Genomic DNA, 25686 nt, shown 5'->3' with positions numbered 1-25686 from the left:
GGAGGGGCCTGCATGAAGGATAACCGGAAGCCATCTGCCTTCATCAATGATATTCCGCTCAAATACAAGTTTTTGTTTATCTACTTACTGTGTGTGCTCGTCCCCATACTTAGCATCAATGCCCTCTTTTATGTACAGATCAGCCGCAATGTGGAGGCACGGGAGAGGGAGAATCTGGAGATATCAGTAGACCGGGTGGTCTATGACCTGATGCAGATCGTGAACGAATGCGTGGCGATCAGCAACACGGTGGCTGCGGACCGGCCCTATATGGAGATGATGGATTCCGCCTACCCGGATAATGAGGCTTATTATGATGCCTATAATGATTCTCTGAAGGATAAGCTGCGGCAGTACAGCAATCTTCACTCCTATATTTCCTGGATGGGCATATACACCACTAATCCGACGATCCAGAACGGCAACAGCTACTTCATTCTGTCGGACGCGGATAAGAGAAGTGAATGGTACCGCAAAATCTCAAGCAGCACAGACAAAGTGCTGTTGACTTCTTATCAGGGAACCAACCCGCTGAATCCGCCGCAGCAGGAGGTGCTGGTCAGCCTGATCCGCAAACTGGATAACTTCACGGGCCAGCCCTACACGAAATATCTGAGGATCGATCTGCGGCTGAACAATATGCAGGAGCTGTTCCAGAAGGAGCGTGACTATCTGGATTTCAAGCTGCTGGATGAGAAGAACCGGGTCGTGCTGGCCTCGGACCGTTCCTTCTCCTCGCTGGATGCGAGTGCCTTGCTGAATGTGGACACCAGCCTTGACCAGCCGTCCAAGCAGATTGTCCGGGCGCTCAGCAGTGCGGCTTACACTAAGGGCTGGCGGCTGGTCGGAACTCCGGAAGGGCGTAAGATCAACCATGAGATGGACCGCGCACTCAGGAACTCGCTGATTCTGGTCCTGCTGACGATCATCATTCCCACCCTGCTTATGATTGTTATTATTCGCTCCTACAATCTGCGGGTAAGGCTGCTCTACAAACATATGAAGCTTGTCAAATACGAACAATTCGAGAGCATTGATATGTATGAAGGGAAGGATGAGATCGGCGGTCTGATCCGCAGCTTCAATCTGATGACCGACAAAATCCGCAATCTGATCAATGATGTCTATAAGCTGGAGATCCAGAAGAAGGATCTGGAGCTGGAACGGGTGCGGGCGGAGCTGAAATATCTGGAGAGCCAGGTGGACCCTCATTTTCTGTTCAATACGCTGAATGCGATCCTGGTCATCTGTAAGAAGTATAAATATGAACAAGTTACCGATGTCATCCGGAATCTGGCCCTGATAATGCGCAGGCTGCTGAGCTGGAAGGATGATCTGATTACGGTGGAGGAGGAAGTATCCTTCATTGAGATGTATCTGCAGATTGAGAAGTTCCGCTTTCAGAACCGGTTCTCTTATGTGCTGGATATCGAGCCTGAGGTGCTGAACTGCCGGATTCCCAAGATGAGTATTCAGGCGCTGGTGGAGAATTCCTGCAAGCATGGCCTGCAGTCGGTCAAATGGGCAAGGGAAGTCCACGTGTCCGCTTCGCGGAATGGGACGGGGCTGCTGATTATGGTGACCGACAATGGCAAAGGAATTGAGAAGGAGAAGCTGGAATGGATCAAGTCCCATCTGGAAACAGAGGAGGATACGGGTCAGAATGTCGGGCTCCGCAATGTGTATAAACGCCTGATGCTGTATTACAACGGCAAAGCTACATTCAGCATTGAGAGCACCGAGTCCGAACGGACGGTCATTACCATCCAGATTCCGGGGGAATTGAGTCTGGTTCCGGTAAAGGAGGGATCTCATGTATAAAGTAGTGCTCGCAGATGATGAGACCATTGCATTAGAGGGGCTGCGGACGCTGACCGACTGGGAGGAGCTGGGCTTCGAGGTATGCGGCGCCTGCGAGAACGGGGAGGAGGCGCTGGCCGCCATTATCCGCAGCTCGCCCGATCTTGTGATTACGGATATCCGCATGCCCGAGATTGACGGACTTGAGCTGATCCGGCGCGTACGCAGCCTTGACATGGAGCAGCCGATCTTCATCGTGCTCAGCGGCTACGGCGAATTTGAATACGCCAGAACAGCTATTCGTTACGGGGTGAGACATTATCTGCTGAAGCCGGTCGTCGATGCGGAATGGGATAAGGTGCTTACCGATATTACGGACGAACTGGAGCTGCGCCTTAAGCAGACCATGCAGCAGAGTATGCTGGCCAGCCGGCTGCTGCCGCTCGCCATTGCGCGCATGCTTGAGGGGCACTGGGCGGAGCCGGATGAAGAGACTGCCGAGCAGATGGACCGTCTGGATGAGGCGGCCGCTGGCTGGACGTATGTGCATGTGGAAGGCCACAGCAGCAATATTACGGAGCTCTGCCGGGAGCTGGCCGGACCGGCAGGCGCCATGTTCATTGATCTGCCCGGAGATCAGGCCGGGCTGGTCGTGGAGAGCTCGTCACCGGCGGCGGGGTTGGCGGAGGAGCTGTACGCCGGGCTGACCCGCAGCGGAGTAAAGGGTTCGGTCAGCATTGGGCCAAGTGTGCGGTCCCTCCGCGAGCTGCCGGTCTCCTACCGCGAAGCGGCAGGCGCTGCGGCCCGCCATTACTTCTATTCGGACGGGTGCGGTCCGGTCGATTCGGCCAGTGAAGCCGAGGGCCAGGTGAACTACACGCTCCCATCCGCAGAGCTGATTGAAGAGATCATCAGCGCAGTGGAGCGGCTGCATGAACAGAAGGCCGCGGAGAAGCTGGGCGAGTTGTTCAGCGTGTTCAGGGAGAACCGGACCGATCCGGGAGTCGTCCAGATGATGGGCATGGATATCATGCTGCGGAGCATGGAGCTGCTGAAGGAATTCGGAGGTGCGGACGATCAGTGGATCGGCATGCTTGATTTTTTCAGAACCGAGCCCAAATCCCTGGAAGACCTGCAGATCACTCTGGAGACGGCGCTAGGAACCAGTATGAATTATATCCGGCAGCACAAGGAGCGTAACTCCGAGCATCCGCTGATCCGCGTTGAATGCTTCTTAAGAGAACATTATTCAGAGCATCTGACGGTAAAAGAGATTGCGGAGCATTTCTATATCAATCCGGTGTATCTGGGCCAGGCCTTTATCAAAAAGCACGGCATCAGCATTCTTGAGTACATTCATAATTTGCGGATCGAAGCAGCCAAGAAGCGGCTGATCGACACTCATGATACAGTCAGAAGCATTGTGGAGAGTGTCGGTTATGTACACTATCATCATTTCTTAAGAGAGTTCGAGAAACGGACGGCGCTGAAGCCTGTTCAGTTCCGGGCACAGGCTCAGGGCAGATAAGAAATAGGGTGCAATTATTTATTTGGGGTCCATCTATTTACTTTGGTAATGGTAAACGCATACAAATGCGTTAAGATAGAGAGAGTTGTCCCAAAAAATGTTGTCAAATACAGGAGGTTAGCAAAAATGAAGCAAGCCAACAGCGAAATTCCTGCATTACATGAAATGTTCCGGGAGGCCTTTAAAATAGGGGCTGCCGTCAGTACTGGCATTATAGCTGCCCAGGGTCCTTTCATCGCGAGGCATTACAACAGCATCACCGCCGAGAATGAGATGAAGCCGGCTCTGGTTCAGCCGGAGGAAGGCGAATTCACCTTCGAGGCTGCGGACGGTATCTTCGAATTCGCAGAGTCGCACGGGATCGGCGTCCGGGGGCATACGCTTCTGTGGCATAACCAGACCGGAGACTGGATGTTCCGGGATGCGGAAGGCGGAACCTGCAGCAGAGAGCAATTGCTTGCCCGCCTGCAGACCCATATCAACACGGTAGTGGGCCGTTACCGGGGACGGGCGTATGCCTGGGATGTAGTGAATGAAGCGATTGAGGATAAAACAGACCAGTACCTGCGGGATACCCGGTGGCTTGAGATCATCGGCGAGGATTATCTCCGCCAGGCCTTTGAAATGGCGCACCAGGCTGACCCTGACGCTCTGCTGTTCTACAACGACTATAATGAGACCGATCCTGTCAAGAGCGGCAAAATCTACAAGCTGGTGCGCAGCCTGCTCGACCAGAATACGCCGATTCACGGAATAGGCATGCAGGCGCACTGGAATATCTATGGTCCTTCAATCGGTGAAATCCGTAGCGCCCTTGAGCTGTACGCTTCTCTTGGCGTTAGAATCCACATTACCGAGCTGGACCTCTCGATGTTCCGGTTCGAAGACAAGCGGACGGATTTGAAAGCGCCAACAGATGAGATGCTGAAGCTCCAAGAGGAGCGTTATGCGGAGATTTTTGCCCTGCTCCTGGAATATCGAAACGCCATAGATTCCGTTACCTTCTGGGGTGTAGCTGACGACTATACGTGGCTGGACGGGTTCCCGGTGCGCGGACGTAAAAACTGGCCGTTCCTGTTTGACGAACACCGGCAGCCCAAAGCCTCATTCGGACGCCTTGCCGATCTGGCGGCTTCGAAATGATAACACTGAATAGAAGCCCGGAAAACTTAAGAAAAGTGGAGGAAATCCAATGACAAGTCCATTGAATCAAGCCATCGGAAAGGTTCCGCCGAACGGTAATCCGCTCGTAGCGCATAGATACGGGGCCGATCCGTATGCCCTGGTGTTCGGCGACAGGGTCTATCTGTACATGACCAATGACGCGCTGGAGTATGACGGGAACGGCGTGGTGAAAGAGAACACTTACAGCAGTATCAATAAGATTGCGGTCATATCCTCCAGCGATTTGGTTAACTGGACCGATCATGGCGAGATTGCGGTGGCAGGGCAGGAAGGGGCAGCCAAGTGGGCTACCCAGTCATGGGCGCCTGCAGCGGTCCATAAGGTGATCGGCGGCAAAGATAAGTTCTTCCTGTACTTCGCCAATAATGCCAGCGGCATTGGTGTTCTGTCGGGTGACAGTCCGTTGGGACCGTGGACCGACCCCATCGGCGAGGCGCTGATTCTGCGTTCCACCCCGGGAGTCGAGGACGTAACCTGGCTGTTTGACCCGGCGGTTCTGGTTGATGATGACGGCAAGGGCTATATCTATTTCGGAGGGGGTGTACCCGAAGGACAGTTTGCGGAGCCTGGCACAGCACGGGTCATGAAGCTTGGAGATGACATGATCAGCGTAGAGGGGACTGCTGAGGTTATTCCAGCACCATTTATGTTTGAGGATGCCGGTATACATAAGCGGGAAGGCGTCTACTATTATACCTACTGTTCTAATTTCTATGATAGGGAACGTCCGGAGGGCAGTCCTCCTGCGGGAGAGATTGCGTATATGACTAGCAGCAGCCCGATGGGTCCCTGGACATATCATAAGACGATATTGAAGAATCCGGGACATTTTTTCGGAGTGTCGGGCAATAACCATCATGCGATTTTTCAATATCATGACGAATGGTATATCGCTTATCACGCACAAACCTTGTCCAAGGCAGAGGGGATTGCGAACGGCTACCGTTCGACGCATCTGGGGCGCCTCTCCCATAAGGAGGATGGCTCCATTCAGAATATTGAAGCCGACTACAAGGGGGTGCAGCAGATTGGATGCTTCAACCCGTATCACCGCGTGTTGGCTGCAACGATGGGGTGGAGTGCGGGCGTCAAAACGGAATTTATGGCATCGGCGGGGAAACGGCTTGTAACGGATATTGACAATGGCGATTGGATCGGGTTATCCGGGGTCGACTTCGGAAGCACAGGGGCAGGAGCATTCAGTGCTTCGGTCATATGCCTTGAGGGCGGCGGAAACATCGAGCTGCATCTGGATGACCCGGCAGGCGTATTGGTTGGCGAGCTGTCCGTTCCTGCTGCGAATGGGCCGGAGAAAGTGATGGAGTTTAAGACGGAGGTTAGCGGAGCAGAGGGAGTCCACGACCTGTATCTGGTGTTTAAGGGTACAACCGGGACCGGATTGTTCAAGCTGGAATCATGGCAGTTTATGGAGTAATGGATTTCATTCCAAGGAGGGCAAAGAAATGAATACTGCGGTTATAACCAATCCTATTATGTGGGCGGATGTCCCGGATGTTGACGTAATCCGCGTGGGGCCTGTGTTCTATATGATCAGCACCAGTATGCATTCCATGCCGGGCTGTCCGATTATGAAATCGGTTAACTTGAAAGATTGGGAAATTGTAAATTATGTATATGATACCTTCGAGGATAACGCTGCCCACCGGCTGCTGGACGGTGCAGGCATTTATGGCAAAGGCTCCTGGGCGGCATCCCTTCGTTACAAGGAAGGGGTGTACTACGTTTGTTTTTCCTCCAATGATATGGACCAATTCTATATTTACCGGACAGAGGATATTGAGCAAGGAACATGGGAGCGTTCGGTGATCCCCGGGCTTCACCATGACCCTGGCCTGCTGCTGGATGACGATGGGCGCAACTATGTGATCTACGGCAATGGCGATATCCGGATCAAGGAGCTGACGGAGGATCTGACGGCGGTGAAGCCCGGCGGAACCGCCCAACTGCTGCTTGAGGGCGAACGGGAAAACATCGGGCTGCGGATCGAAGGCTGTCATGCATACAAGCTGAACGGCTATTACTATCTGTTCTTTATTGAATGGCCGAGAACGGGCAACCAGCGCAGACGCCAGTTATGCTACCGCTCACACGAGCTTCGGGGTCCCTATGAACGGACAATAATTCTGGACGATGATCTCGGCTACCATAATAAAGGCGTAGCGCAAGGCGGCATTGTTGATACTCCGGATGGCGATTGGTACGCGGTACTGTTCCAGGATCATGACGCTGTCGGGCGGATTCCCTGCGTGCTTCCCGTGAGCTGGGAGAACGGCTGGCCGGTCATCGGGGAGAACGGCAGGGCGCCTCAAGCTTTTGCGACGAAGCTGCCTGCTTCGGAGCCGAAGCCGCTGGTCATCAGCGATGAGTTCGACTATGCGGGCAACCGGCTGGCCCTGAACTGGCAGTGGAACCATAATCCCGACAACGGATTATGGTCGGTCACTGAGCGGCCGGGCTATCTGCGGCTGCGCACCGGTCAGGCAGCGGACAGCATCCTGCGGGCGCGCAATACGCTGACACAGCGGACGGAAGGCCCGGCCTGCAGCGCGGCAGCGGTGCTGGACCTTGCCGGCCTGCAGCCCGGCGACCGGGCAGGCCTGGTAGCCCTGCAGAACGGGTTCGGCACGGTTGGGATTGTGGCCGGGGAGGACGGCCGGTTCAGCGTGTGCATGTGTGTCAACGGCGGGGACGGCCGTGAGGAGATAGTGGAACGTGTAGCGTTCACCGGCGGCCGGGTGCACCTTCGAATAGATTTCAATTATGAGGATAGCCTGGATCAGGCCAGTTTCTTCTATTCGGAGGACGGAACCGGCTGGAAGCCGATTGGCCGGACGCTGCACATGAGATATACGCTGGATCATTTCATGGGGTACCGGATTGGCCTGTTCAACTATGCGACCCAATCGTCCGGCGGTTATGCGGATTTCGATTATTTCCATTATATTAGGCGGAAATAGGCCTGCCCGCCCAGTCTCTTTATAATCTGGAGGCATGCTTATCCCGGTAGGCTCGGGGGAGCAGCCGGTATGCTGCCGGAACTGCCTGCAGAAATGCTCCACATTTGCATAACCGCAGAGTGAGGCAATCTCGGCAATTTTGTGCGGGCCGAAGACAAGCTTTTCTTTGGCCAGCCGAATCCGGCAATGAATGACATCCTCCATGCAGGAAATACCGAAGGTTGATTTGTATATCGTTTGCAGATAGCCTGCACTTATGTGCAGGTATTCTGCCATTGAAGAAACGGTCCAGGGATGGCCCGGGTTATTGTACAGAGCCTTGCGCAATTCCAGAAGTTTATAATATTGCGGGCTCAGCTTGTCCTGGGACGCTTCGTGAAGCTTATTAAATATGATTCTAAACAAGTAGTCGATGGAAAGCTCCCGGTAGTCATTGTGAAAAGTGTTCTCCAACGTCAGCAGCTGAAACAATTGGTGGCAATAACCGGGGTCCGGCAGCGAGAAAGGAACACCGGTAGGCAAGGCGGACTCTGTAATATAGGACTCGTCCGCATCAAAACGGACCCAGTCGTTAACATACTTTGCGGAGCAGGCACGGTAATGGATGGCATGGTTAGGCGGATATAGAACCGCAGAGTGGGCCGGGAACTCCTTCAATTCCCCGGCAACTTCAAACAGCGCTGGGGTCTGTGTGAGCACCAGAAGCCAGGCATCCAGGCCATCGGGTATACTGTACACAAAATCGTCAGGATGAGCAGCGTCAAATTCTACGTAGCGGATCTTGGGCATTGGCTTCCCCTTTCTTTGGATACATCAATTAATGAACAGGATATATCATTGTTAGGAATTCAGTATTTTTCTATAATTTATATGTGAGATAAGGGTGTTTGGAAAAATTCCTGAATTCAATTTCTGAGATACAGGGTTCTGGTTATTAGAAATTATCAATATGAAGGAAGGTCATTGGTTTCATGATACCACAACGAAACGAAGATCGGAATTATATCCTATGCTATACCCGGTTACCGCAGGAGGACATGGTATACGCTCCGAAGCTGGCGCACAGCATGCATTTGGCTTACAGCAATGACGGGCTTCTATTTCAGGAGTTGAACCATAATTCAGGAGTTCTATTCGCCAAGGCGACGGAGAACGAGGATGGTACACTCCGGGCCAAAAGCTTAAAGAATCCGTATCTGTTCCGCACCTCTGAAGGGAACTTCGGGGTGATCGCCGTTCGTACGGAGGCAGAAGGCGAAGCCGATGCTGAGAGCAAGGGAAAAGTGCTGCTGTTCTCATCCGGTGATTTGCTGCAGTATAGCGAAGTTGGATTGCTGGAGCTTAAGGCAGATACCTATGTAAGCGATGTCTCCTGCGAATACGATACCGGCCGGAAGGGCTACCTGATCCGCTGGACCGATGAGCTGGGGAACGGTTATCAGAATTTTATAGCCGATATTATGAGCTTGAAGGGGATCTCGGCACCGGAAGCGGCCCAGCCTTTTACTCTGGAACCAGTGCTTGCCGATATCGAGGGGATTCTGCCGCGCAACTATATCCCGGTACCCAAGGAAATAGCCCGCAGGCTCTGCTGCAAGCTTACAGTTCCTACCAACATCGCGATTGAAGTCCCGGACCGGGTGACAGCGGCATCGGAAGAGGATGTTACAGCCATCCGGGCCACTGCTCTGTACAGCGACGGCACCCAAGCGCTGAAAAGGGTGGATTGGAATACGGACGAAATCAATTGGAATGAGGCGGGAACCTACAGCATTACCGGTGAAGTCCATCAGGATCATTACCCGTTTCCGGTTGCGTTCGACCGTGCGGACCCTTGCATTGCGAAATGGAAAGGGAAGTATTATTTCATTGCCACCAACGATGCGGACCAAAACCATACATTATATATGCGGGAAGCCGACACCATTCCCGGTCTGGTGGATGCCGAGGAAGCCTTGATTCTGGATTCAAATACCTATGAGCAGATCGGCGGACTGCTGTGGGCGCCGGAATTTCATATCATTGAGGATGAATTGTATATCTTTCATGCGGCAACACCGGGAGAATTTCTGTATGAAGAGTCACAGGTCATGAAGCTGCAGGCAGGCGGCAATCCGATGTGTGCTGCCGATTGGTCGATGCCCCGGCGTGTAGTGAAGAAGGACGGAACGTATTTGTGCGAAGCAGGGAAGACCATTTCCCTCGATATGACCGTAATTCAATGGAACGGGAAGCATTACGCCGCATGGTCAGAGCGCCAGTTCGTGCCTGTCGATCTTGGAGCCTGGATCTATATCGCCACAATCGACCCGCAGGAGCCGTGGAAGCTGACCAGTGATCCCGTGCTTCTGACCAGACCCGATTATGGCTGGGCTAATAATCATACCTTTGTGGATGAAGGGCCGTTTGCCCTCTACACCGATGACAAATTATTTTTGACCTTTGCCAGCGCAGCGGTGGATGCAACCTATGTTGTGGGTCTGCTGACAGCCGGCAAAGGGGCGGATTTGCTCGATATCCGCAGCTGGACCAAAGGGAATTATCCGCTGCTGACCTCCAGAAGCGTGCCGGGGGAATATGGGCCGGGCCACAATTCTTACGTGACAGACGAGGATGGAGTCATTTGGAACGCCTACCACGCAAGACCGGGCATTGACGGACCGAGAAGCTCCGGCCTGCGCCGCGTGCATTTTGACATTGACGGTAATCCGGTCCTGGATCTGACAGAGGATAAGGATCTGAACCGGGAGCTGAAGAAGGTATCCATCGAAGTGACCGTGGGCTAAATTATGCGATAACAAAAAGGAGAGGCAACATGAATTCAATTCCAAAACCTAATCAACCGCTCGTCACCCATATCTATACCGCAGACCCGTCTGCACATGTGTTTGAAGACAAAATTTATATCTATCCTTCCCATGATCTGGATCATGACGGACCGAGCAATGACAACGGGGATCAATATGCTATGGAAGACTATCATATTTTATCGATGGATAATCTGGTTTCACCGGTGGTGGATCATGGGGAGGCGCTTCATCTGAGAGACATTCCCTGGGCCTCGCAGCAGTTGTGGGCGCCGGATGCGGCTTACAAGAACAATACCTATTATTTATTTTTTCCGGCCCGTGATAAGGAAGGCATTTTCCGTATTGGCGTAGCGACTTCTCCTTCTCCGGCAGGTCCGTTTCAGGCACAGCCTGATTATATTCCGGGGAGCTACAGCATAGACCCTGCCGTCTTTGTCGATGAAGACAACCGGGCCTATATGTATTTCGGCGGTCTTTGGGGAGGGCAGCTGGAGAAGTGGCAGACCGGGGAATTCAATCCCGGACAAGAGGGGCCTGCCTTGGACCAGCCGGCGATCGGGCCGCGTGTGGCGGTGCTGAGCGAAGATATGCTCTCATTTGCGGGGCAGCCGCAGGAAATTTCCATTGTGGACGCGGAAGGAAAACCAATTCTTGCCGGCGACGAGGACCGGAGATATTTTGAAGGGCCATGGGTCCATAAATATAACGGGCTGTACTATCTGTCGTACTCAACAGGCACAACACATACGCTGGTATATGCCGTCAGTGAGCAGCCTATGGGCCCGTTCACCTTCAAGGGAGAAATTCTGTCGCCTGTGATCGGCTGGACCACGCATCACTCCATTGTACAGTTTGAAGAGAAATGGTATCTGTTCTATCATGACTGCTCGTTATCTGACGGCGTCAACCACAAGCGGTGCGTCAAATATACAGAGCTGAAGTATAACCCGGACGGCACTATTCAGCCCATCAATCCCTATCCGTCCAATTAAGCAGAGGGAGCGCTTCCTTGGCTGTTGAACCATGCAAACCGGGACTACATTAAATAGCAATTGAACCCTTGGCGCTCACACAGACCGGGGGTTCCTTCATAAACAGGAGAGGAATGAGCGGGAATGAACGACAGCAATCCGAATTATAAAATGCAGACGGCTCCGGCCGGGTATGACAAGGAGAGGGAGAATATTGCCCGGGGAATGATCGGGACTATAGAATATCCCTCATCAACGGTAGGCAACACCCGGAAGGCAATGGTCTATACGCCGCCCGGTTACTCCGCCGGGCAGGAATACAGCGTCTTGTATCTGCTGCATGGGATTGGCGGAGATGAGACAGAATGGTACAATCACGGGCAGCCCCAGATCATTCTGGACAACCTGTATGCCGATGAAATGCTGAAGCCCATGATTGTCGTTCTTCCCAACGGCCGGGCGATGCTGAATGACCGGGCGGAAGGAGATATATTTGCGCCCGACAAGGTGCAGGCGTTCACAACCTTTGAAGCGGATTTGCTCCATGATCTCATCCCTTATATTGAAGCGAATTATCCCGTCCTGACAGACCGGACGCACCGCGCCCTTGCCGGGTTATCGATGGGCGGAGGGCAATCCCTGAATATCGGTCTGAATAACCTGGACCGGTTTGCCTGGATCGGGGCCTTCTCCCGGCGCCCAATACGAAGCTGCCGGAGCTGCTGGTGCCGGAACCGCAGAAGACCGCAGAAATGCTCAGCCTGCTCTGGCTGTCGTGCGGTGATCTGGACAGCCTCAAACAGGTCAGCGACCGGACCCATGCCTATTTGTCTCAGCATTCCGTGCCGCATATCTGGGTGGAGGAAAACGGCGATCACGATTGGCCGGTCTGGAAGAACGGCCTGTATCAGTTCTCCAGGCTTATTTTTTAGCAGCCCTAACAACCGTCCGTCCGCAGAGCGTCCACGGTAATCGTACAACGTATATCTTGCTATAAAAATAATGGGGTTGACCCAGGCCATTTCATGACATTGAGTCAACCCCTTATCTTTGATTATAGCAGGATATCTGCATGCGCCTTTTACAGCGGCGGTTTATTTATTGGCGACCGCATCAGCACGCAGTTTAACGATTTTTTGAGCTCTTTCTGTATCCACGGCAAGGACATCATTCCAACCGAGACCGACCACATCGCTCTTCAACCTGGTCCAGAGCTGATCGAATTCGGCCTGATCCTTGGCGAAGATCATCTTCCAGGAAGTGTTCTTGACATAATCCGAGATCTGGCTGCGTTTATTCTTGATATCCGACGAATCCGACCCGAGACTTGTATTGATATTGGGCACGATATCGATCATATTGTTTTTCTGATAGTATTCTGTCGGGGTGGTTGCGTTATACGCTTTCTGCCACTCCGTAGTCAGCACTGTTTTGTTCGCTTCTATGGTTGAGCTCCAATAAGTGCTGTTGTAGAATTCCTTCGTTTCCGGGTCTATTACAAAGTCACTCATAATCATCGTGTTGAGCTTGCTCTGCCCGTCTTGATAGCCACCGCCACCGTACTCTTCAGGAACTGGAGTATTCTCCTGGAAGGCGGTTTGCCCTACTTCAGTCAGCTTAAACTTGCCGTCGGGAGTCTTTTCATAGTTGAAGCCTTCGAATCCATTGGTGTAGTAGCGCAGACCTTCAGGAGAGGACATCCAATCCATGAATTCCATGATTCTTTCCGGACTTTTCGCTTTTGAACCGATAGCAAACACTCTTCCGTTGCCGAAGTAGGCATCACTATTCTGGATAATATGGGTGTCGGCGATTGGAATGGCTACATTGCCGTCGCCTTGATTGCCTCTTTCAATGGTATTATAGAAACCTCTTTGCCAGGAATACCATAAGAGAAGAACCTGTTTGTTGGTCAGCTTTTCAGAGACTTTGTTCCAATCCTGGGACGGCGAGTCAGGGTCAACCAGACCCATCTTGTTGGCGTCATAATAGAATTGGAGGATTTTCTTGTACATACTGTTGTCGTCAACGAGCGGAACAATATCGCCCTTTGCATTCAACTGAATGGTTGAGGTTCCGTTCGGCTGCTCATAACCGTACCAGTTGCTTAACCAACGGACATTCTCCATACTTCCGTTGTCCCAGTCCTTCCACAGGGTAATCGGAACAATAGGTTTGCCGTCCGGTGTCTTGGGATATTTCTCCTGCATCTGCTTCAGGGCATTCATCAGATCCTTAAGATTGTTCAGCTTGGGAGAGCCAATCCCCTTGTAATAGTCCCAAGGCATAATCGGGCTGGAATAAGGGAGTTCTTCCGAAAAGGTTGTCGGAGAAGTGTCCGATGTAAAAGTCGGCAGCGCATAAATCTTGCCATCCGGATTAAGGCTCCCGAATGCAGCATTGAAAGGCTTAAAGTGATTGTCTACATATTGGGACAGGTATTTCGTATTCTTGATTTTGTCCGTGAGATCCATAATCATACCCGCCGGAATCAATTCCTCCAACTGGCTGTTCTCAATGATGAGCAGGTCTCCTAAATCTCCCGATGCCGACCTTGTCTTGTATAGCTGATCGCCGGCAACCTGCGGAGACAGAATGTTTAAGGTGATGTTGAACTTATCCTTAATCAGCTTTCCGTACCATCCGGTCTGCTCGCCCTGGTAATTTGCCGCGTTGTCGAACACGGTAATGGTCAGCGGTTTGCTGTGATCGATGCCTGCACCCGGATCGGCTGACTTCGTTGCTGTCCCTGCCGCATTGTTGGAATTGCCGCTGCATCCGCTGAGTGCCGTCGCTCCCAGAAGAAGCGTGGTGCCAAAGAGCAGCAGGGATTTTTTTGCCAGCTTATGATGTGTATTCATGTACAGCCCCCCAAATGATTAATGTATTATAATAGTGCAAATTAACCTTTGACTGCACCGATTATAATTCCTTTTACAAAGAATCTTTGGAAAATCGGATAAACCAGCAAAATGGGTGCGACAACGATGATGGTAACGGTCATACGAATGGATGTAGTGGTCTGCTTGGTAGATAGACTGGCAATGGCGGTTGATCCGGCATTTTGCAGATTGACCATGGTGGACAAGGAGCTGGCCTGATTGATGTAGTTATACAGAATAAACTGCAAGCTATACAATTTGCTGTCCGTAACCAGCAGCAGCGTATCCTGAAAGGAGTTCCACTGGTTCACTGCCGAGAATATGGCGACTGTAGCCAATATCGGTTTGCTGATGGGCAGGATCACCTTGTAAAAGATAGTGAAAGTTCCGGCGCCGTCAATGCTGGCGGCCTGCTGCAGTTCCTTCGGCGTGGATTCTACAAACGTCTTTACAAGAATGATGAAAAATGGAGCCACGATAGACGGCAGGATGTATGCCAGGAAATTGTTGGTCAGGTGCAGGGATCTCATGGTCAGATACCAGGGGATAATGCCGGCATTAAAAAACATCGTAATAATGGTAAACCTGTACCAGAATTTTTTCCCCACATATCCTCCTGGGCAAACATGAAGCCCAAAAAGGCAGAGGCCCCGACCGTCAAAATCGTGCCTATTACCGTTCTCCCTATAGAAATGACAAACGCATTCCACAGTCCCGGTATTTTAAATACATCCACATAGTTCTGGAAATGAATCCCCTTCGGCCAAAACACAATCTCGCCTTTGGCGCTGAGATCATTGGCGCTGATCGTATTGATAATAATCGAGTAAAACGGATATACGCAGATAAATGCAAAGAGCGAAAACACGATATAAATCGTCACAGAAATCATTTTGTCGGTTGCACTGACCTGCATTTTAATTTTTTTGGAGTAGCGGCTGTTATGATCTGCAGCATTTGGCGTCAGTCCTGTCAGGTTGTCACTCATACGATGCCCTCTCCTCTTAACATTTTAGACAGCCCGTTTACGGAAAAGAGAAGCACAACGCTAATCAGGCTTTTCAGCATACTGATCGCTACGGAAACGGAATAGCTGCCGCCGCCCATGGCGAGGTTGTATACATATAAATCCAATACCTGTATGGTGTCTTTGTTGAATGCATTCTGGAAAACAAAATACTGCTCCAATCCGTTGTTCAGGAAGCTGGCAATCTGGAGCATCAGCAGCACAAAATAAGTCGGCAGCATGCTTGGCAAAACCACATGCCGGATGACCTGCATTCTAGTCGCACCGTCTACATAAGCCGCTTCATATAGGGATTCATCGATGCTCATAATCGCCGCGATATAGAGAATAGCCGACCAGCCCAATGTTTTCCATGTGGCCCATATCCACATCGTAATCCAGACATGGTCCGAGTTCTGAAGAAAGAGTACAGGAGAGTCGGTAAGACCTAGCTGGCTTAAAAAGCCGTTGACGACACCTTCACTGGAGAACATGGAAAATGCCAGGGAATAGACGAGTACCCAACTGATGAAGTTTGGAAGGGTGGTTACGGTCTGGATAAATTTGCGGAAACGCACCGCTTTGATCTCTGTCAGGAAGATCGCAAAAATCATGGGCAGCCAAGAGAAAAGGATACCCAGCCCGCTCATGCCGAACGTGTTTTTGATGACTTGAAGCAGCTGGTCGACCTTTACCTGGTTTTCTACCAGGGAACGGAACCATTTGAGACCGACAAATGGCGCTTGTGACAGCGGAATCGGCGGCATATAGTCGAAGAAGGCATATACCCATCCATAGAGCGGATAGTATGCAAAGACAGCAAGTAAAACCATAAAGGGCGAAATATAAAGAAATTTTCGGATCGAGTTGGTTTTCATGCTGTGGCTGCGCATCGTTTCACTCCCCTTTGTATAATTGAAGCTTTCGCAGAGCTGCTATACCCTTAAATATACTGTCCGGTATGCCATCCTCCTTCCAATAGAAAAATAATTTTCAACTTGCCCGATGGGCTTTGCCGAACATTATTTCCCCTATCTCTTTTGGATGTTAGCGCTTTCATATCTATGCAACTATAATAAATTATCGTCTGCATTCAAACAATGACCGATCCTCACCAGTTATTGATCTATTATTAGATGAAACCGCAATCGAATAACAGAAATAATTCAAATTTTCAATTATTATATATATTTATTAAATATTAACTTTTGGCGGACGGCTGCTATGCCCGGCAAATGGGCGCCCCTTATGTTAAGAAGAACCAGTGAAATGCTGTTTCGCTCAACACACAAGATTCTGTACAACATAAAAACCGTTTGCGGAGTTGACACAATACATCTTGTTTCATACCGTTGTTCTTTGCATCTGCCAAATCTAAGAATAAAGACAAAAATGCCCAAGTTGATCTTGGACATTTTTGCTGCTGCAACTTGCTTATTTGTCTTTCCAGCGCTGAACGCTGATTGAAACGGTAGAAGCTCCAGCTGTTGTAGTCAATGAACGGTTTGCGATATCGCTTCCGTTGCTGTTTACTTCCACGGTTGCCCAGGAACCTCTGGTGATTTTGTATTGAATATTCGTACCGGCGGCAACGTTCAACTTGATGCTGTAGGTACCGTCAGCGTTTCGAGTCAGCTTATAATTGGCATCTGCGGTATTCCAGCCCGTAAGATTCGAAGTGAGATACAGATCCTCGTTTGCCGGTGTGTTAGCAGGAACTGAGATTACAATGGTAACACCGTCAGGCTGCGGGAAGCCAGATATAATGGTACCATTAATGAATGTTGATACGCCGGCCAAGAACTTATAATTAGCGCCTCCGTTGTTATCCCACATACCTGAACCGTTATTAAAGGCAGCTGTCAACCCGGTTGCGCTGCCCAAAGTGATGGTGGATTTACTGTAGCCGTTGTACTCGGAATCCGCCATCGCTACGCCTGGAGCGGTCGTCCACTTTTCTCCATCAGGCTGATAATGAATGTATGGGGTAGCAAATCCTTTCCGGTAATAAATTGTAGCAGTATTGCTGGCCTTGGCGATAACGGTTATCGTGTTGCTTGCTGAGGATTCATTTCCGGAATGATCCACCGCTTTAACCATAAAGGTATATGAAGATCCGGTTGTAAGTCCGTTTACCTTATAGTTGGTTGACTGTGTAGTACTGATTTTGATGCCATTAGAATAGATATTATATCCGGCAACCCCTAGATTGTCCGTTGATGCAGACCAGGATAATGTGACGGTGGTATCCGTAGTGCTTGTGGCTGTAAGATCACCCGGTGCCGTCGGCTGACTTTTATCCAGGGAAACTTGATATTCGTTCCACAAGGTGTCTACGTCAGTTCCGGTAATTTGCTGGAACACAGCCGGTGTCCAGGTTTGGCCGTCAAACGGATTTAAGCTCGCGTTCAGCTCACGCAGAAATCCGGTATGCTTCTTCTCATCGATCCAGCGAAAAAAGTTGCCGCTCGTTCCGTAGCCGTCATGCCATGTGCCTCCCGGTGTCATGCTGTACCGGTCATGGTAGCCATTCTCAAAACGTACCGCATCGGCCATCCCTTCGATCATATAGCCGATATCCGGCGTACCTCGATCATCGAACTGGTACACATGTGTGAGTTCATGATATAAGATACCTAGAATCTCCTGACGGAGCGGTTTCCCGGAATCTGCATAACTTTTAAGATAGCGGGAGCTTATCGTGAGATCCGCATCTGTCGGACTTCCGCTAACACTTGCTACACCATCATAATTACCGATAGTTACATGCAGAGTTCTCGGACGAATCGGTACATCAGCCGGACTTGCGTATAGCGTATTGCAAACTTGACGAATGACGGCTAGGATATCGCTCTGCGGATCCGGAATGGCTTGATCAAATAAGTAGCCGTTGGTCGTATCCAAATTGTGCATGTCGATAATAGGCGCAACAGTATGCCATGCGTCATCTGGACGACTGAACGCAACTTCCCCGATTTGAAGTGCGTCGCCGGAATGATTGTACAATTCAAAGCGGTAATAACGATACGCCTTTTGATTCGTCGGCAGCACATAGTGGTTGCGCTGGTGCCGATAACGGAAATCTTCGCTGTTTCTGGAGTCGATCGTAATCCAATTCACATTGTCGGTAGATGCTTTCAAATCCCATATTTTCGGGTCGCTGTCCGGAGCACTGTTTGCAGCGCTAAACGCATAACCGTCGATGACGATCTGTTGTCCGAAATCAAATTGAAGCCATCCGCTGCTTTGCGGAGTCAGCCAACTTGTATTGCTGGTACCGTCAAAAGCATTGGCTTTGCCATGATCAGGGAGGGTTTCCCCACTTGCTGAAATGAGTGGATTCGGCTTTGCATAGGTTTCCTGCGATCCGTCGAACAACTCAATTTCCGACAGCTGCACAATAGTCTCGCTTAGGCATTGGAAATTGAATCGGTAATACTTGTAAGCAGTCGTGTTGCTAAATGAATAGGATTTCGATTGAAACCGGTAGGAAAAGTTCTCATTCTGCCGGCTGTCAACAGCGGTCCAAATCACGCCGTCGATGGAAGCCTCCAATGTCCAGGCTTGAGGATCCCGCTCGGGGTGATCGTTAGCAGATGTAATCTTGTAGGAATTAAGAGCATATGTGGATTGGCCTGGGAATTCGTACTGAATCCAAGCTGTTGGCGAAAACACCAGCCATTTTGAGAAATAATTTCGATCCGACGCATTTTCTTTGGTTTCCGCGTCAGGACTCGACGTATCGCTTACAGTGATAGTGCCGATTGGAGCTAAGTTACGCGGATAGGAGGTATCCGCAGCGCGAGCAGGTATAGAAAAAAAGCTGGCGAAAAAAACAATTGTCAATAGAAACAGGGACAGCAGTATGGTTTGCTTTTTCAACATAATCTCTCTCCTCGTATATATCGTAATTGTAAGATCTTTTCGTTCTTTTTCCAGCTGATCCGGGCAGCTAAACAGGAACGGATTGAATTTCCAGTTAGGGCCCTAACTGGAGAGAACCGAATCCGTACCGCAGCCCGAGGGGCGAGGAACGGAACCAGGGACCTTGGCTTGAAGAAAAGCTTTAGCTTCCAAGTACTGCTGTTAAAGCTTGCTACCCGTGATCCATCACTCACGTTCTAACCGTTGGTTGCGCCGCCGCATACGTTCCGGGAAGTAGCATCCCATCAATTGTCGGATGCTTGCAGATGAGTGCTAATGACGAGGCTGAAGTCGGTGGTTTCCACGGGCACCCAGGTCCGGGTTTTGCTTGATTCTCTAAACAACGGGAGGTGATTCTATGTCACCAATGCTGATTGGAATAGACGTAAGCTTATGCTCTCACCATGTGCATTTTATGGATAATTTCGCATATTCAACTACTTGACATGCTCCTTTTTGTATAGATGCAAAAAACTTGTTATTTGTCAAAGCCCCCCTTCTTTGTTTGGACCAATTGGCCATATTTTTTCCTTTGCAAACGCCCGCTAAATATATTGGGAGATCACTCAGGGCAATGGCATGATTTCCATTCAGTCCGAGAATCCCCAAACTGTGGATACGAAATAAAAGCCCTTTCACTCTGCTGCTTTCCTCTGATTCAATTATTAGGTGGTTCAAACGTTTGCATTAATGAAAGAATATCACGGAATAAATGGGAATCATAGTAACTAAACGTATTTTTGTATAATAGATCATAATATTCCATTATTCGACACGAAATAACCTATGTATTCGACAGGATTATCTATTTAACCATAGGTTGAACAAGCTAGAACCATGCAGCTAATTACGCCAGTGTAAATCGTTTGCACTGATTGTAATCGATTCCGTCATTAGCATCGAAATTCATGAAGTTATTCCACATATAAAGAGAGCTGGGGCCTCAATCTGCCCAAAACAATACCTCGCCTGCACCATCCACGTGCGGCAAGCACAGTGGGGGAATTTGATCTTTTTTACGCAAAATGCAACAAATGTCGATATGAAAGCAACGTCACGCTATAGATTCAAAGAGTCGTGTATGATTAAATACGAAATGAACATCGGCCGCTGTTCTTGCACCTACTCTTTGGGTAACACGAAAGGACGAATCTTTGTATGAACAAACAACTACTTGGTTTGAAGCCTCCAATGGGTTGGAATTCATGGAACACCTTTACCTGGGATATTAATGAGCAGTTAATCCGGGAAGCGGCAGATTCCATTGCTGCTGAAGGATACAAGGATGCGGGGTACGAGTACATTGTTATTGATGACTGCTGGAGCCTGAAGGAAAGGGACGGGGACGGCAGGCTGGCCCATGATCCAACCAAATTTCCGAATGGGATGAAGGCGCTTGCAGATTATATTCATTCCAAGGGATTGAAATTCGGGATGTATTCTTGTGTGGGGACACATACGTGCGCCGGGTATCCGGGGAGCTTTGAACATGAATTTCAGGATGCGGCCTCACTGGCTGAATGGGGCGTCGATTTTTTAAAGTATGATTACTGCTTTAAGCCCAGACATATGTCGGGAGAGCTGCTGTACAAACGTATGAGTCTGGCGCTGAAAAACTGCGGCAGAGACATTCTGTTCTCGGCATGCAATTGGGGAGAGGACAATGTATATCATTGGATTCGTGAATCCGGCGCGCATATGTACCGGTCCACAGGGGATATTCAAGATAACTGGGATTCCATCAAAAGCCTGGCTTTATCGCAGCTTGATAAAGCATGCTATACAGGAGCCTATTGCCATAATGATCTGGATATGCTGGTTGTCGGCATGTATGGGGGCAGTAACAGCGATTTTATCGGAAGCCAAATCGGCGGTTGCAGTGATGTGGAGTACAAGACCCATTTTTCTTTATGGAGCATGATGGGATCTCCGCTTATGATTGGCAGCGACATCCGTAAAGCCAGCCAGGCCACCAGGGATATTCTGATGAACCCGGATTTGATTGCCATTAATCAGGATGTGGAAGGACGCGGGGCTTACCGCATCAAGCCGGAGCCACAGTGGTTTCATAAGGATGATGTGTTTATGCTGGTAAAAGTGCTAACGGACGGAGACCTTGCGATAGGGTTCTTCAATCTGAGTGATGGCCAGAGGGAAATGTCGCTGCAATTCTGGGATTTGGGTCTTCCCTATGCTTCCGGCAAATCGCTGTCACTGTATGACTGCTGGGAGCATAAAGAAATCGGTGTATTCAGAGAAAGATATGCTCCTGTAGTTCCGGCTCACGATTGTCTGATTGTGCGGGCCAAGCTGGTTTAAAGAAGAGCATGAACATGAATAGAACATGCCGGAAATGCGGAGTTCCCCTGATGACGGACGATGTGGCAATTTACCTGAAGCTTGTTACGCGGGGTGCGCAAGACTTCCTGTGTATAGACTGTCTTGGGGAACAACTGAAATGCGGCCGTGAGCCTATTGAGCAATTGATCCAATATTTCCGCAAATCCGGGAATTGTGTGCTGTTTCGTTAAGTCGCCGTACTTCTGCCGCTGAATGCTTTTTTATATTCTGACGGGGTATACGAGGTTGCTTTTTTAAATACTTTTGAGAAATACATCGGGTCCTGATAGCCAACCGAGTAGGCTAACGATTTCACAGACAACTGGGAAGTTGTCAACAATTCGCAGGCACGCTGAATCCTGAAATCGGTTAGGTAGCCGGAAATGGATGTGCCGGTTGCCTCTTTGAACAGCCGGAACAAATAGCTGCGCTCAATCTTCACATATTCCACTACGTCCAGAACGGATAAGGGAGCCTTCCAAAAGTTGCTTTCAATATATTCCCTTGCTGATAATACGTAGTCTTTTTTGCGAAAAGCTTTGTTACTGGGGTAGTGCTCCATGTAGTATGACAATAAAAGATGTAGCCCTGCATCCGAACGCTCTCTTTCGAACGGCTCCAGTCCGCCGGTTGTGACCATATGAAACAATGGCTTGAAATCTTGCGGAGATGCCTTTACAAACGGGGAATCGGGCGCAAAATTAATCATCGACAAGAGGCGTGTGGTCTGAGCACCGTTATTGAATTCAATCCAAAAATACTCCCAAGGATCCTGCGGATCAGGGTAATAGTACACTTCCCTATGTGGAAAAATAATGAAGCTTTCGCCTGTTTCCACAGGAAAGGTTGTATGGCCTGTCTTCAAATAGCCCTTTCCGCTTACAATATAATGCAGGGCATACACATCGCGGACACCCGGGCCCCATTTATGTAAATTTGACGGTTTATAGCCATGGGCTTTACAAATTGATTTCATAGGCTGGAATTGTATCCTTTGCATCAAGCTCATATTTTTACCGCAGAGCTGCGTCAACCGCTCTCTAGCTGCAAACATCCCAATTATAACACTATCATCTATTAATTAAAGCCAATTGGAGGAGTTAAAGAATGACGACTGCCAGGAAACACGATTCAGTCACATATAATAATCCGATTATGCCTGGTTTTTATCCGGACCCGTCGGTATGCCGGGTCGGGGAGACTATTATTTGGTGACATCGACCTTTGCTTATTTTCCGGGTGTGCCGATTTTCCATAGCCGTGATCTTGTGAATTGGAAGCAGATCGGCAATGTGCTGGACCGTCCTTCACAATTGAACTTACAGGGAGCCGGGCACTCCCAGGGGATTTTTGCTCCAACGATACGTTATTATGAGGGCAAGTTCTATATGATAACGACCAATGTAACCCATGGGGGGAATTTCGTTGTTACAGCAACCGATCCTGCCGGACCATGGTCGGAACCTCATTTTATTCAAGGCGCGGTAGGGATTGACCCCACGATTTTCTTTGATGATGACGGGAGAGCTTATTATTTGGGTACAAGGCCCAACTCAGCTGGAGTACGCTACGACGGCAACTGGGAAGTATGGATTCAGGAACTGAACCTGGAGACCATGGAGCTTGCAGGTGAGAGCTATGTACTTTGGAGAGGCGCCATGGCGGACGTGATTTGGCCGGAAGGGCCGCATTTGTACAAGAAAGATGGCATCTATTATTTAATGATTGCTGAGGGAGGAACAGGTCTCAATCACGCAGTGACCGTTGCACGCAGCCAGAAGCTGACAGAAGGCTATGCCGGGAACCCGAACAACCCGATCATTACGCACCGCCATCTGGGCAGGCATTATCCGATTATTAATGTGGGGCATGCCGATCTGGTTCAGGCTGAAGACGGTCAATGGTTTATGGTGATGCTCGCTTCACGTCCTTACGGGGGCGGCTATAGTAATTTGGGGCGGGAGACGTTCCTTGCTTCAGTGAGCTGGGAGGATGGGTGGCCTGTAGTTAATGAGGGCCGGGGAATTCTGGAGGAGCAGGGGGTTATGGGACTGACGCCGGTTCCGGTGGAGCCGCAATTGCGCTGTGACCATTTTGACAGTGACAAGCTGGCACTGAAATGGATGTTCTTAAGAAATCCGCAGGCGGATTTGTATTCATTGACAGAACGCAAAGGATATTTGCGGTTGAAGCTAAAGCCTCAAACGTTCAAGGATCAGGATAACCTCAGCTTTGTCTGTTTGCGGCAACAGCATTTTGATTATACGGCTGCCGCTGTGATGGAGTTTGAAGCGCGCAGCATCCATGAAGCGGCAGGGCTTGCTGTCATTCAAAATGATAAGTTTCATATCCGGTTCGAGCGCGTATTGCACGACGACAGGCAAGCCCTGCGTGTTGTGACCTGCTTCAATGGCGGGGAGACGAACGTTGCGCAGACAGATGTAGAGGCTCAGCGATTGTATCTGAAGATGGCTGCGAGAGGCCAGGAGCTGAGCTTCTATTACAGTACCGACGGAGATCAATATCATTTGGTTGCGGAACATGTGGATACGAGCAGTTTAAGCACCGAGGCGGCAGGCGGATTTGTAGGCTGCTGCATAGGAATGTATTGTACGGGTAACGGTACGGCCACTGATAATGTTGCAGATTTTGATTGGTTTGAATATGGTGCATATTAAAGCGTCTATCCAAATTAAAAAGAGTTTGACCATTTGCTGGTCATACTGGTCATATAGAAATAAGGACAGTCGGGGATGGAGAAATTCCGCCCCGGCTTTTTGCCGTTTATATCTGAACAGCGCATTTCCGTGAGATTTTAAAACAAATCGTGCATCGCTCTCATATAAACTTCTATATATAATTGTTACTATAACGGTGTAGCAAGATAATACAGAATAAATTGGAGGGTTAAAGATGTTGAAATGGAAGCGTTCTCTTACAGTCTTGGCCATGACAGCCTTGCTGGGGACGATGACAGCATGCGGCGGCGGCGGGAACAATAACAATGCGGAATCTTCTGCAGAACCTGCTGGTACGAATACTGCCGCAACGGCTGCACCAAGCAATGAACCGGTTAAGCTGCGCATTATGTGGTGGGGTTCCCAGCCGCGCCACGAGGCAACCCTGGCTGCGCTGGACTTGTACACAAAAAACAACCCGAATGTTACGTTTGAGCCGGAGTATTCCGGCATGGATGGATACCTGGACAAATTATCGACTCAAGCTGCGGCTAATAACGCACCGGATATTGTTCAGCTTGATCCGGGCTGGGTGCCGGACTGGATGTCCCGTAAGCAATTAACTGAGCTGGCACCTGAGGTGGATGTCAGCAAATTCGACTCCAAATTACTGGCCGGAGGTCAGCTTGACGGCAAGCAATATGCGGTACCTCTGGGTTCGGTAGCGTTCGGCATGGTGTATGACAAAGCTGCTATGGATAAGCTCGGGATTGCGAATCCGGCCAATGGCTGGACTTGGGATGACTTCTTCGCTTTAGCGAAGGAATCCAAAGCCAAACTGCCAAGCGGACAATATTTTACCCTGGATTATGCAGGCAACTACTTTATGTATTCGGCCTACCAATACGCCAAAGGTAAAGGTCAGGTTATCACGGATGATGGTCATTTCAACGTAGATCAGGCTGCCTACCTGGAATGGACCAAGAAATTTGAAGAGCTGCGCAAGGAAGGGCTGGTTCCTCCGGCGGACGTAAACGCATCTGACAAGGAAAATGATCCGCAAATGGACTTGCTGGCAGCGGGCAAAGTGTTGTTCCGGTACAGCTTCTCCAACAACCTGGGAACATGGGACAGTATTAAACCAGGCGCTTACGCACTTGTAACTATGCCGCGTGCGGAAGAAGCAGGCGGATGGTTGAAACCGTCGATGTACCTGTCTGTCTCCAAAAACTCCAAGCATGCCGAAGAAGCCAAAAAATTCATTAACTGGTTTGTGAACGATCAGGAGGCGGGCAAGATTCTGCAAACCTTCCGCGGCCTGCCGGCCAACAAGGAAATTTCCACTTCCCTGGAAGCAAGCATGAGCGATCTGGACAAGGTTGGATTAGAACTCCTCCGTGCCACGGAAAAGGATGGCCAGACCTGGTCCGCTGGAGCAGGAGGCTGGACGAACTTTATTGACAAGGACTGGGTGCTTGTCCGGGATCAGCTTAGCTTTGGAAAAGTCACACCGGAGAAAGCCTTTGAGCAGTTGAAAGAAGCGGCACAATCTTACGAAAAATAATTTGAGGGACGAAGCCCGGA

General features: G+C 50.0%; 18 protein-coding genes and 1 pseudogene. 12 read left to right on the top strand and 7 right to left on the bottom strand.

The genetic code is table 11. The features are described 5' to 3' along the window. The first annotated feature begins 12 nt into the window (after window positions 1-12). The 5 genes from JI735_RS32690 to JI735_RS32670 all read left to right on the top strand — a co-directional run bounded on the left by JI735_RS32690 (window position 13) and on the right by JI735_RS32670 (window position 7491). The gene (locus tag JI735_RS32690) at window positions 13-1821 is read left to right on the top strand and encodes a sensor histidine kinase (RefSeq protein WP_039833175.1); all 1809 of its coding nucleotides are present in this window, start codon (window positions 13-15) and stop codon (window positions 1819-1821) included. Then, complete coding sequence (locus tag JI735_RS32685; protein ID WP_202676821.1) at window positions 1814-3328, top strand: response regulator transcription factor; 1515 nt, start codon at window positions 1814-1816, stop codon at window positions 3326-3328. The genes JI735_RS32690 and JI735_RS32685 overlap by 8 nt, the downstream gene beginning before the upstream one ends. 126 nt (window positions 3329-3454) lie before the next feature. After that, entirely contained in the window at window positions 3455-4471 is a 1017-nt protein-coding gene (locus JI735_RS32680; protein ID WP_039833179.1) for an endo-1,4-beta-xylanase, read from the top strand. Window positions 4472-4520: 49 nt separating this feature from the next. Continuing rightward, window positions 4521-5948 (top strand): glycoside hydrolase family 43 protein, encoded by a 1428-nt coding sequence (locus JI735_RS32675; RefSeq protein WP_039833180.1) that lies wholly within the window; start codon window positions 4521-4523, stop codon window positions 5946-5948. Window positions 5949-5976: 28 nt separating this feature from the next. Next, window positions 5977-7491 (top strand): glycoside hydrolase family 43 protein, encoded by a 1515-nt coding sequence (locus JI735_RS32670; protein WP_202676820.1) that lies wholly within the window; start codon window positions 5977-5979, stop codon window positions 7489-7491. A gap of 93 nt (window positions 7492-7584) precedes the next feature. Here JI735_RS32670 and JI735_RS36650 read toward each other — a convergent pair. Then, a pseudogene (locus tag JI735_RS36650) lies at window positions 7585-7767 on the bottom strand (helix-turn-helix domain-containing protein); the annotation flags it as partial. A 761-nt stretch (window positions 7768-8528) separates the two neighbouring features. Here JI735_RS36650 and JI735_RS32660 point away from each other — a divergent pair. From JI735_RS32660 to JI735_RS32650, 3 genes are all read left to right on the top strand, one after another. Beyond that, on the top strand, window positions 8529-10277 hold the full coding sequence (locus JI735_RS32660; protein WP_233476174.1) for a family 43 glycosylhydrolase: 1749 nt from the start codon (window positions 8529-8531) through the stop codon (window positions 10275-10277). Window positions 10278-10306: 29 nt separating this feature from the next. Further along, entirely contained in the window at window positions 10307-11293 is a 987-nt protein-coding gene (locus JI735_RS32655) for a glycoside hydrolase family 43 protein (RefSeq protein WP_039833185.1), read from the top strand. A 123-nt stretch (window positions 11294-11416) separates the two neighbouring features. After that, window positions 11417-12244, top strand: a complete 828-nt coding sequence (locus JI735_RS32650; RefSeq protein WP_233476173.1) for an alpha/beta hydrolase — start codon at window positions 11417-11419, stop codon at window positions 12242-12244. A 122-nt stretch (window positions 12245-12366) separates the two neighbouring features. On the opposite strand, the gene JI735_RS32645 is transcribed toward JI735_RS32650, so the two are convergent. From JI735_RS32645 to JI735_RS32630, 5 genes are all read right to left on the bottom strand, one after another. Next, entirely contained in the window at window positions 12367-14133 is a 1767-nt protein-coding gene (locus tag JI735_RS32645; protein ID WP_051051514.1) for a type 2 periplasmic-binding domain-containing protein, read from the bottom strand. Between the two features lie 41 nt (window positions 14134-14174). Further along, window positions 14175-14762, bottom strand: a complete 588-nt coding sequence (locus JI735_RS36645; protein ID WP_233476172.1) for a carbohydrate ABC transporter permease — start codon at window positions 14760-14762, stop codon at window positions 14175-14177. Beyond that, entirely contained in the window at window positions 14687-15142 is a 456-nt protein-coding gene (locus tag JI735_RS36640; protein ID WP_233476171.1) for an ABC transporter permease family protein, read from the bottom strand. Before JI735_RS36640 ends, JI735_RS36645 begins: the two co-directional genes overlap by 76 nt. Beyond that, the gene (locus tag JI735_RS32635; protein ID WP_039833187.1) at window positions 15139-16053 is read right to left on the bottom strand and encodes an ABC transporter permease subunit; all 915 of its coding nucleotides are present in this window, start codon (window positions 16051-16053) and stop codon (window positions 15139-15141) included. Before JI735_RS32635 ends, JI735_RS36640 begins: the two co-directional genes overlap by 4 nt. A 541-nt stretch (window positions 16054-16594) precedes the next feature. Further along, a complete protein-coding gene (locus JI735_RS32630; protein WP_051051515.1) occupies window positions 16595-19045 on the bottom strand; it encodes a basic secretory protein-like protein in 2451 nt (816 codons plus the stop codon). 1197 nt (window positions 19046-20242) lie between these two features. Here JI735_RS32630 and JI735_RS32625 point away from each other — a divergent pair. After that, window positions 20243-21403 (top strand): glycoside hydrolase family 27 protein, encoded by a 1161-nt coding sequence (locus JI735_RS32625; protein ID WP_039833189.1) that lies wholly within the window; start codon window positions 20243-20245, stop codon window positions 21401-21403. A 14-nt stretch (window positions 21404-21417) separates the two neighbouring features. Then, window positions 21418-21615, top strand: coding sequence for a hypothetical protein (locus tag JI735_RS32620; protein WP_202677733.1), 198 nt, complete (start codon window positions 21418-21420; stop codon window positions 21613-21615). On the opposite strand, the gene JI735_RS32615 is transcribed toward JI735_RS32620, so the two are convergent. Further along, window positions 21612-22400, bottom strand: a complete 789-nt coding sequence (locus tag JI735_RS32615; protein ID WP_233476170.1) for an AraC family transcriptional regulator — start codon at window positions 22398-22400, stop codon at window positions 21612-21614. The two genes, JI735_RS32620 and JI735_RS32615, sit on opposite strands and share 4 nt — an antisense overlap. Window positions 22401-22635: 235 nt before the next feature. Between JI735_RS32615 and JI735_RS32610 the strand changes: the two genes are divergently transcribed. Together JI735_RS32610 and JI735_RS32605 are read left to right on the top strand one after the other, a co-directional pair. Beyond that, window positions 22636-24102, top strand: coding sequence for a glycoside hydrolase family 43 protein (locus JI735_RS32610; protein WP_325175646.1), 1467 nt, complete (start codon window positions 22636-22638; stop codon window positions 24100-24102). A gap of 235 nt (window positions 24103-24337) precedes the next feature. Further along, window positions 24338-25666, top strand: coding sequence for an ABC transporter substrate-binding protein (locus JI735_RS32605; protein WP_039833198.1), 1329 nt, complete (start codon window positions 24338-24340; stop codon window positions 25664-25666). Window positions 25667-25686 lie beyond the last annotated feature (20 nt).

Source organism: Paenibacillus sonchi (assembly GCF_016772475.1).
GTDB classification, from domain to species: Bacteria; Bacillota; Bacilli; order Paenibacillales; family Paenibacillaceae; genus Paenibacillus_AQ; species Paenibacillus_AQ sonchi.
This window is presented reverse-complemented; position numbering and strand designations above follow the sequence as displayed.

Coding starts and splice junctions, on each gene's coding strand:
- JI735_RS32690 (WP_039833175.1), top strand. CDS start 13: ATGAAGGATAACCGGAAGCCATCTGCCTTCATCAATGATATTCCGCTC.
- JI735_RS32685 (WP_202676821.1), top strand. CDS start 1,814: ATGTATAAAGTAGTGCTCGCAGATGATGAGACCATTGCATTAGAGGGG.
- JI735_RS32680 (WP_039833179.1), top strand. CDS start 3,455: ATGAAGCAAGCCAACAGCGAAATTCCTGCATTACATGAAATGTTCCGG.
- JI735_RS32675 (WP_039833180.1), top strand. CDS start 4,521: ATGACAAGTCCATTGAATCAAGCCATCGGAAAGGTTCCGCCGAACGGT.
- JI735_RS32670 (WP_202676820.1), top strand. CDS start 5,977: ATGAATACTGCGGTTATAACCAATCCTATTATGTGGGCGGATGTCCCG.
- JI735_RS32660 (WP_233476174.1), top strand. CDS start 8,529: ATGGTATACGCTCCGAAGCTGGCGCACAGCATGCATTTGGCTTACAGC.
- JI735_RS32655 (WP_039833185.1), top strand. CDS start 10,307: ATGAATTCAATTCCAAAACCTAATCAACCGCTCGTCACCCATATCTAT.
- JI735_RS32650 (WP_233476173.1), top strand. CDS start 11,417: ATGAACGACAGCAATCCGAATTATAAAATGCAGACGGCTCCGGCCGGG.
- JI735_RS32645 (WP_051051514.1), bottom strand. CDS start 14,133: ATGAATACACATCATAAGCTGGCAAAAAAATCCCTGCTGCTCTTTGGC.
- JI735_RS36640 (WP_233476171.1), bottom strand. CDS start 15,142: ATGAGTGACAACCTGACAGGACTGACGCCAAATGCTGCAGATCATAAC.
- JI735_RS32635 (WP_039833187.1), bottom strand. CDS start 16,053: ATGCGCAGCCACAGCATGAAAACCAACTCGATCCGAAAATTTCTTTAT.
- JI735_RS32630 (WP_051051515.1), bottom strand. CDS start 19,045: ATGTTGAAAAAGCAAACCATACTGCTGTCCCTGTTTCTATTGACAATT.
- JI735_RS32625 (WP_039833189.1), top strand. CDS start 20,243: ATGAACAAACAACTACTTGGTTTGAAGCCTCCAATGGGTTGGAATTCA.
- JI735_RS32620 (WP_202677733.1), top strand. CDS start 21,418: ATGAATAGAACATGCCGGAAATGCGGAGTTCCCCTGATGACGGACGAT.
- JI735_RS32615 (WP_233476170.1), bottom strand. CDS start 22,400: ATGAAATCAATTTGTAAAGCCCATGGCTATAAACCGTCAAATTTACAT.
- JI735_RS32605 (WP_039833198.1), top strand. CDS start 24,338: ATGTTGAAATGGAAGCGTTCTCTTACAGTCTTGGCCATGACAGCCTTG.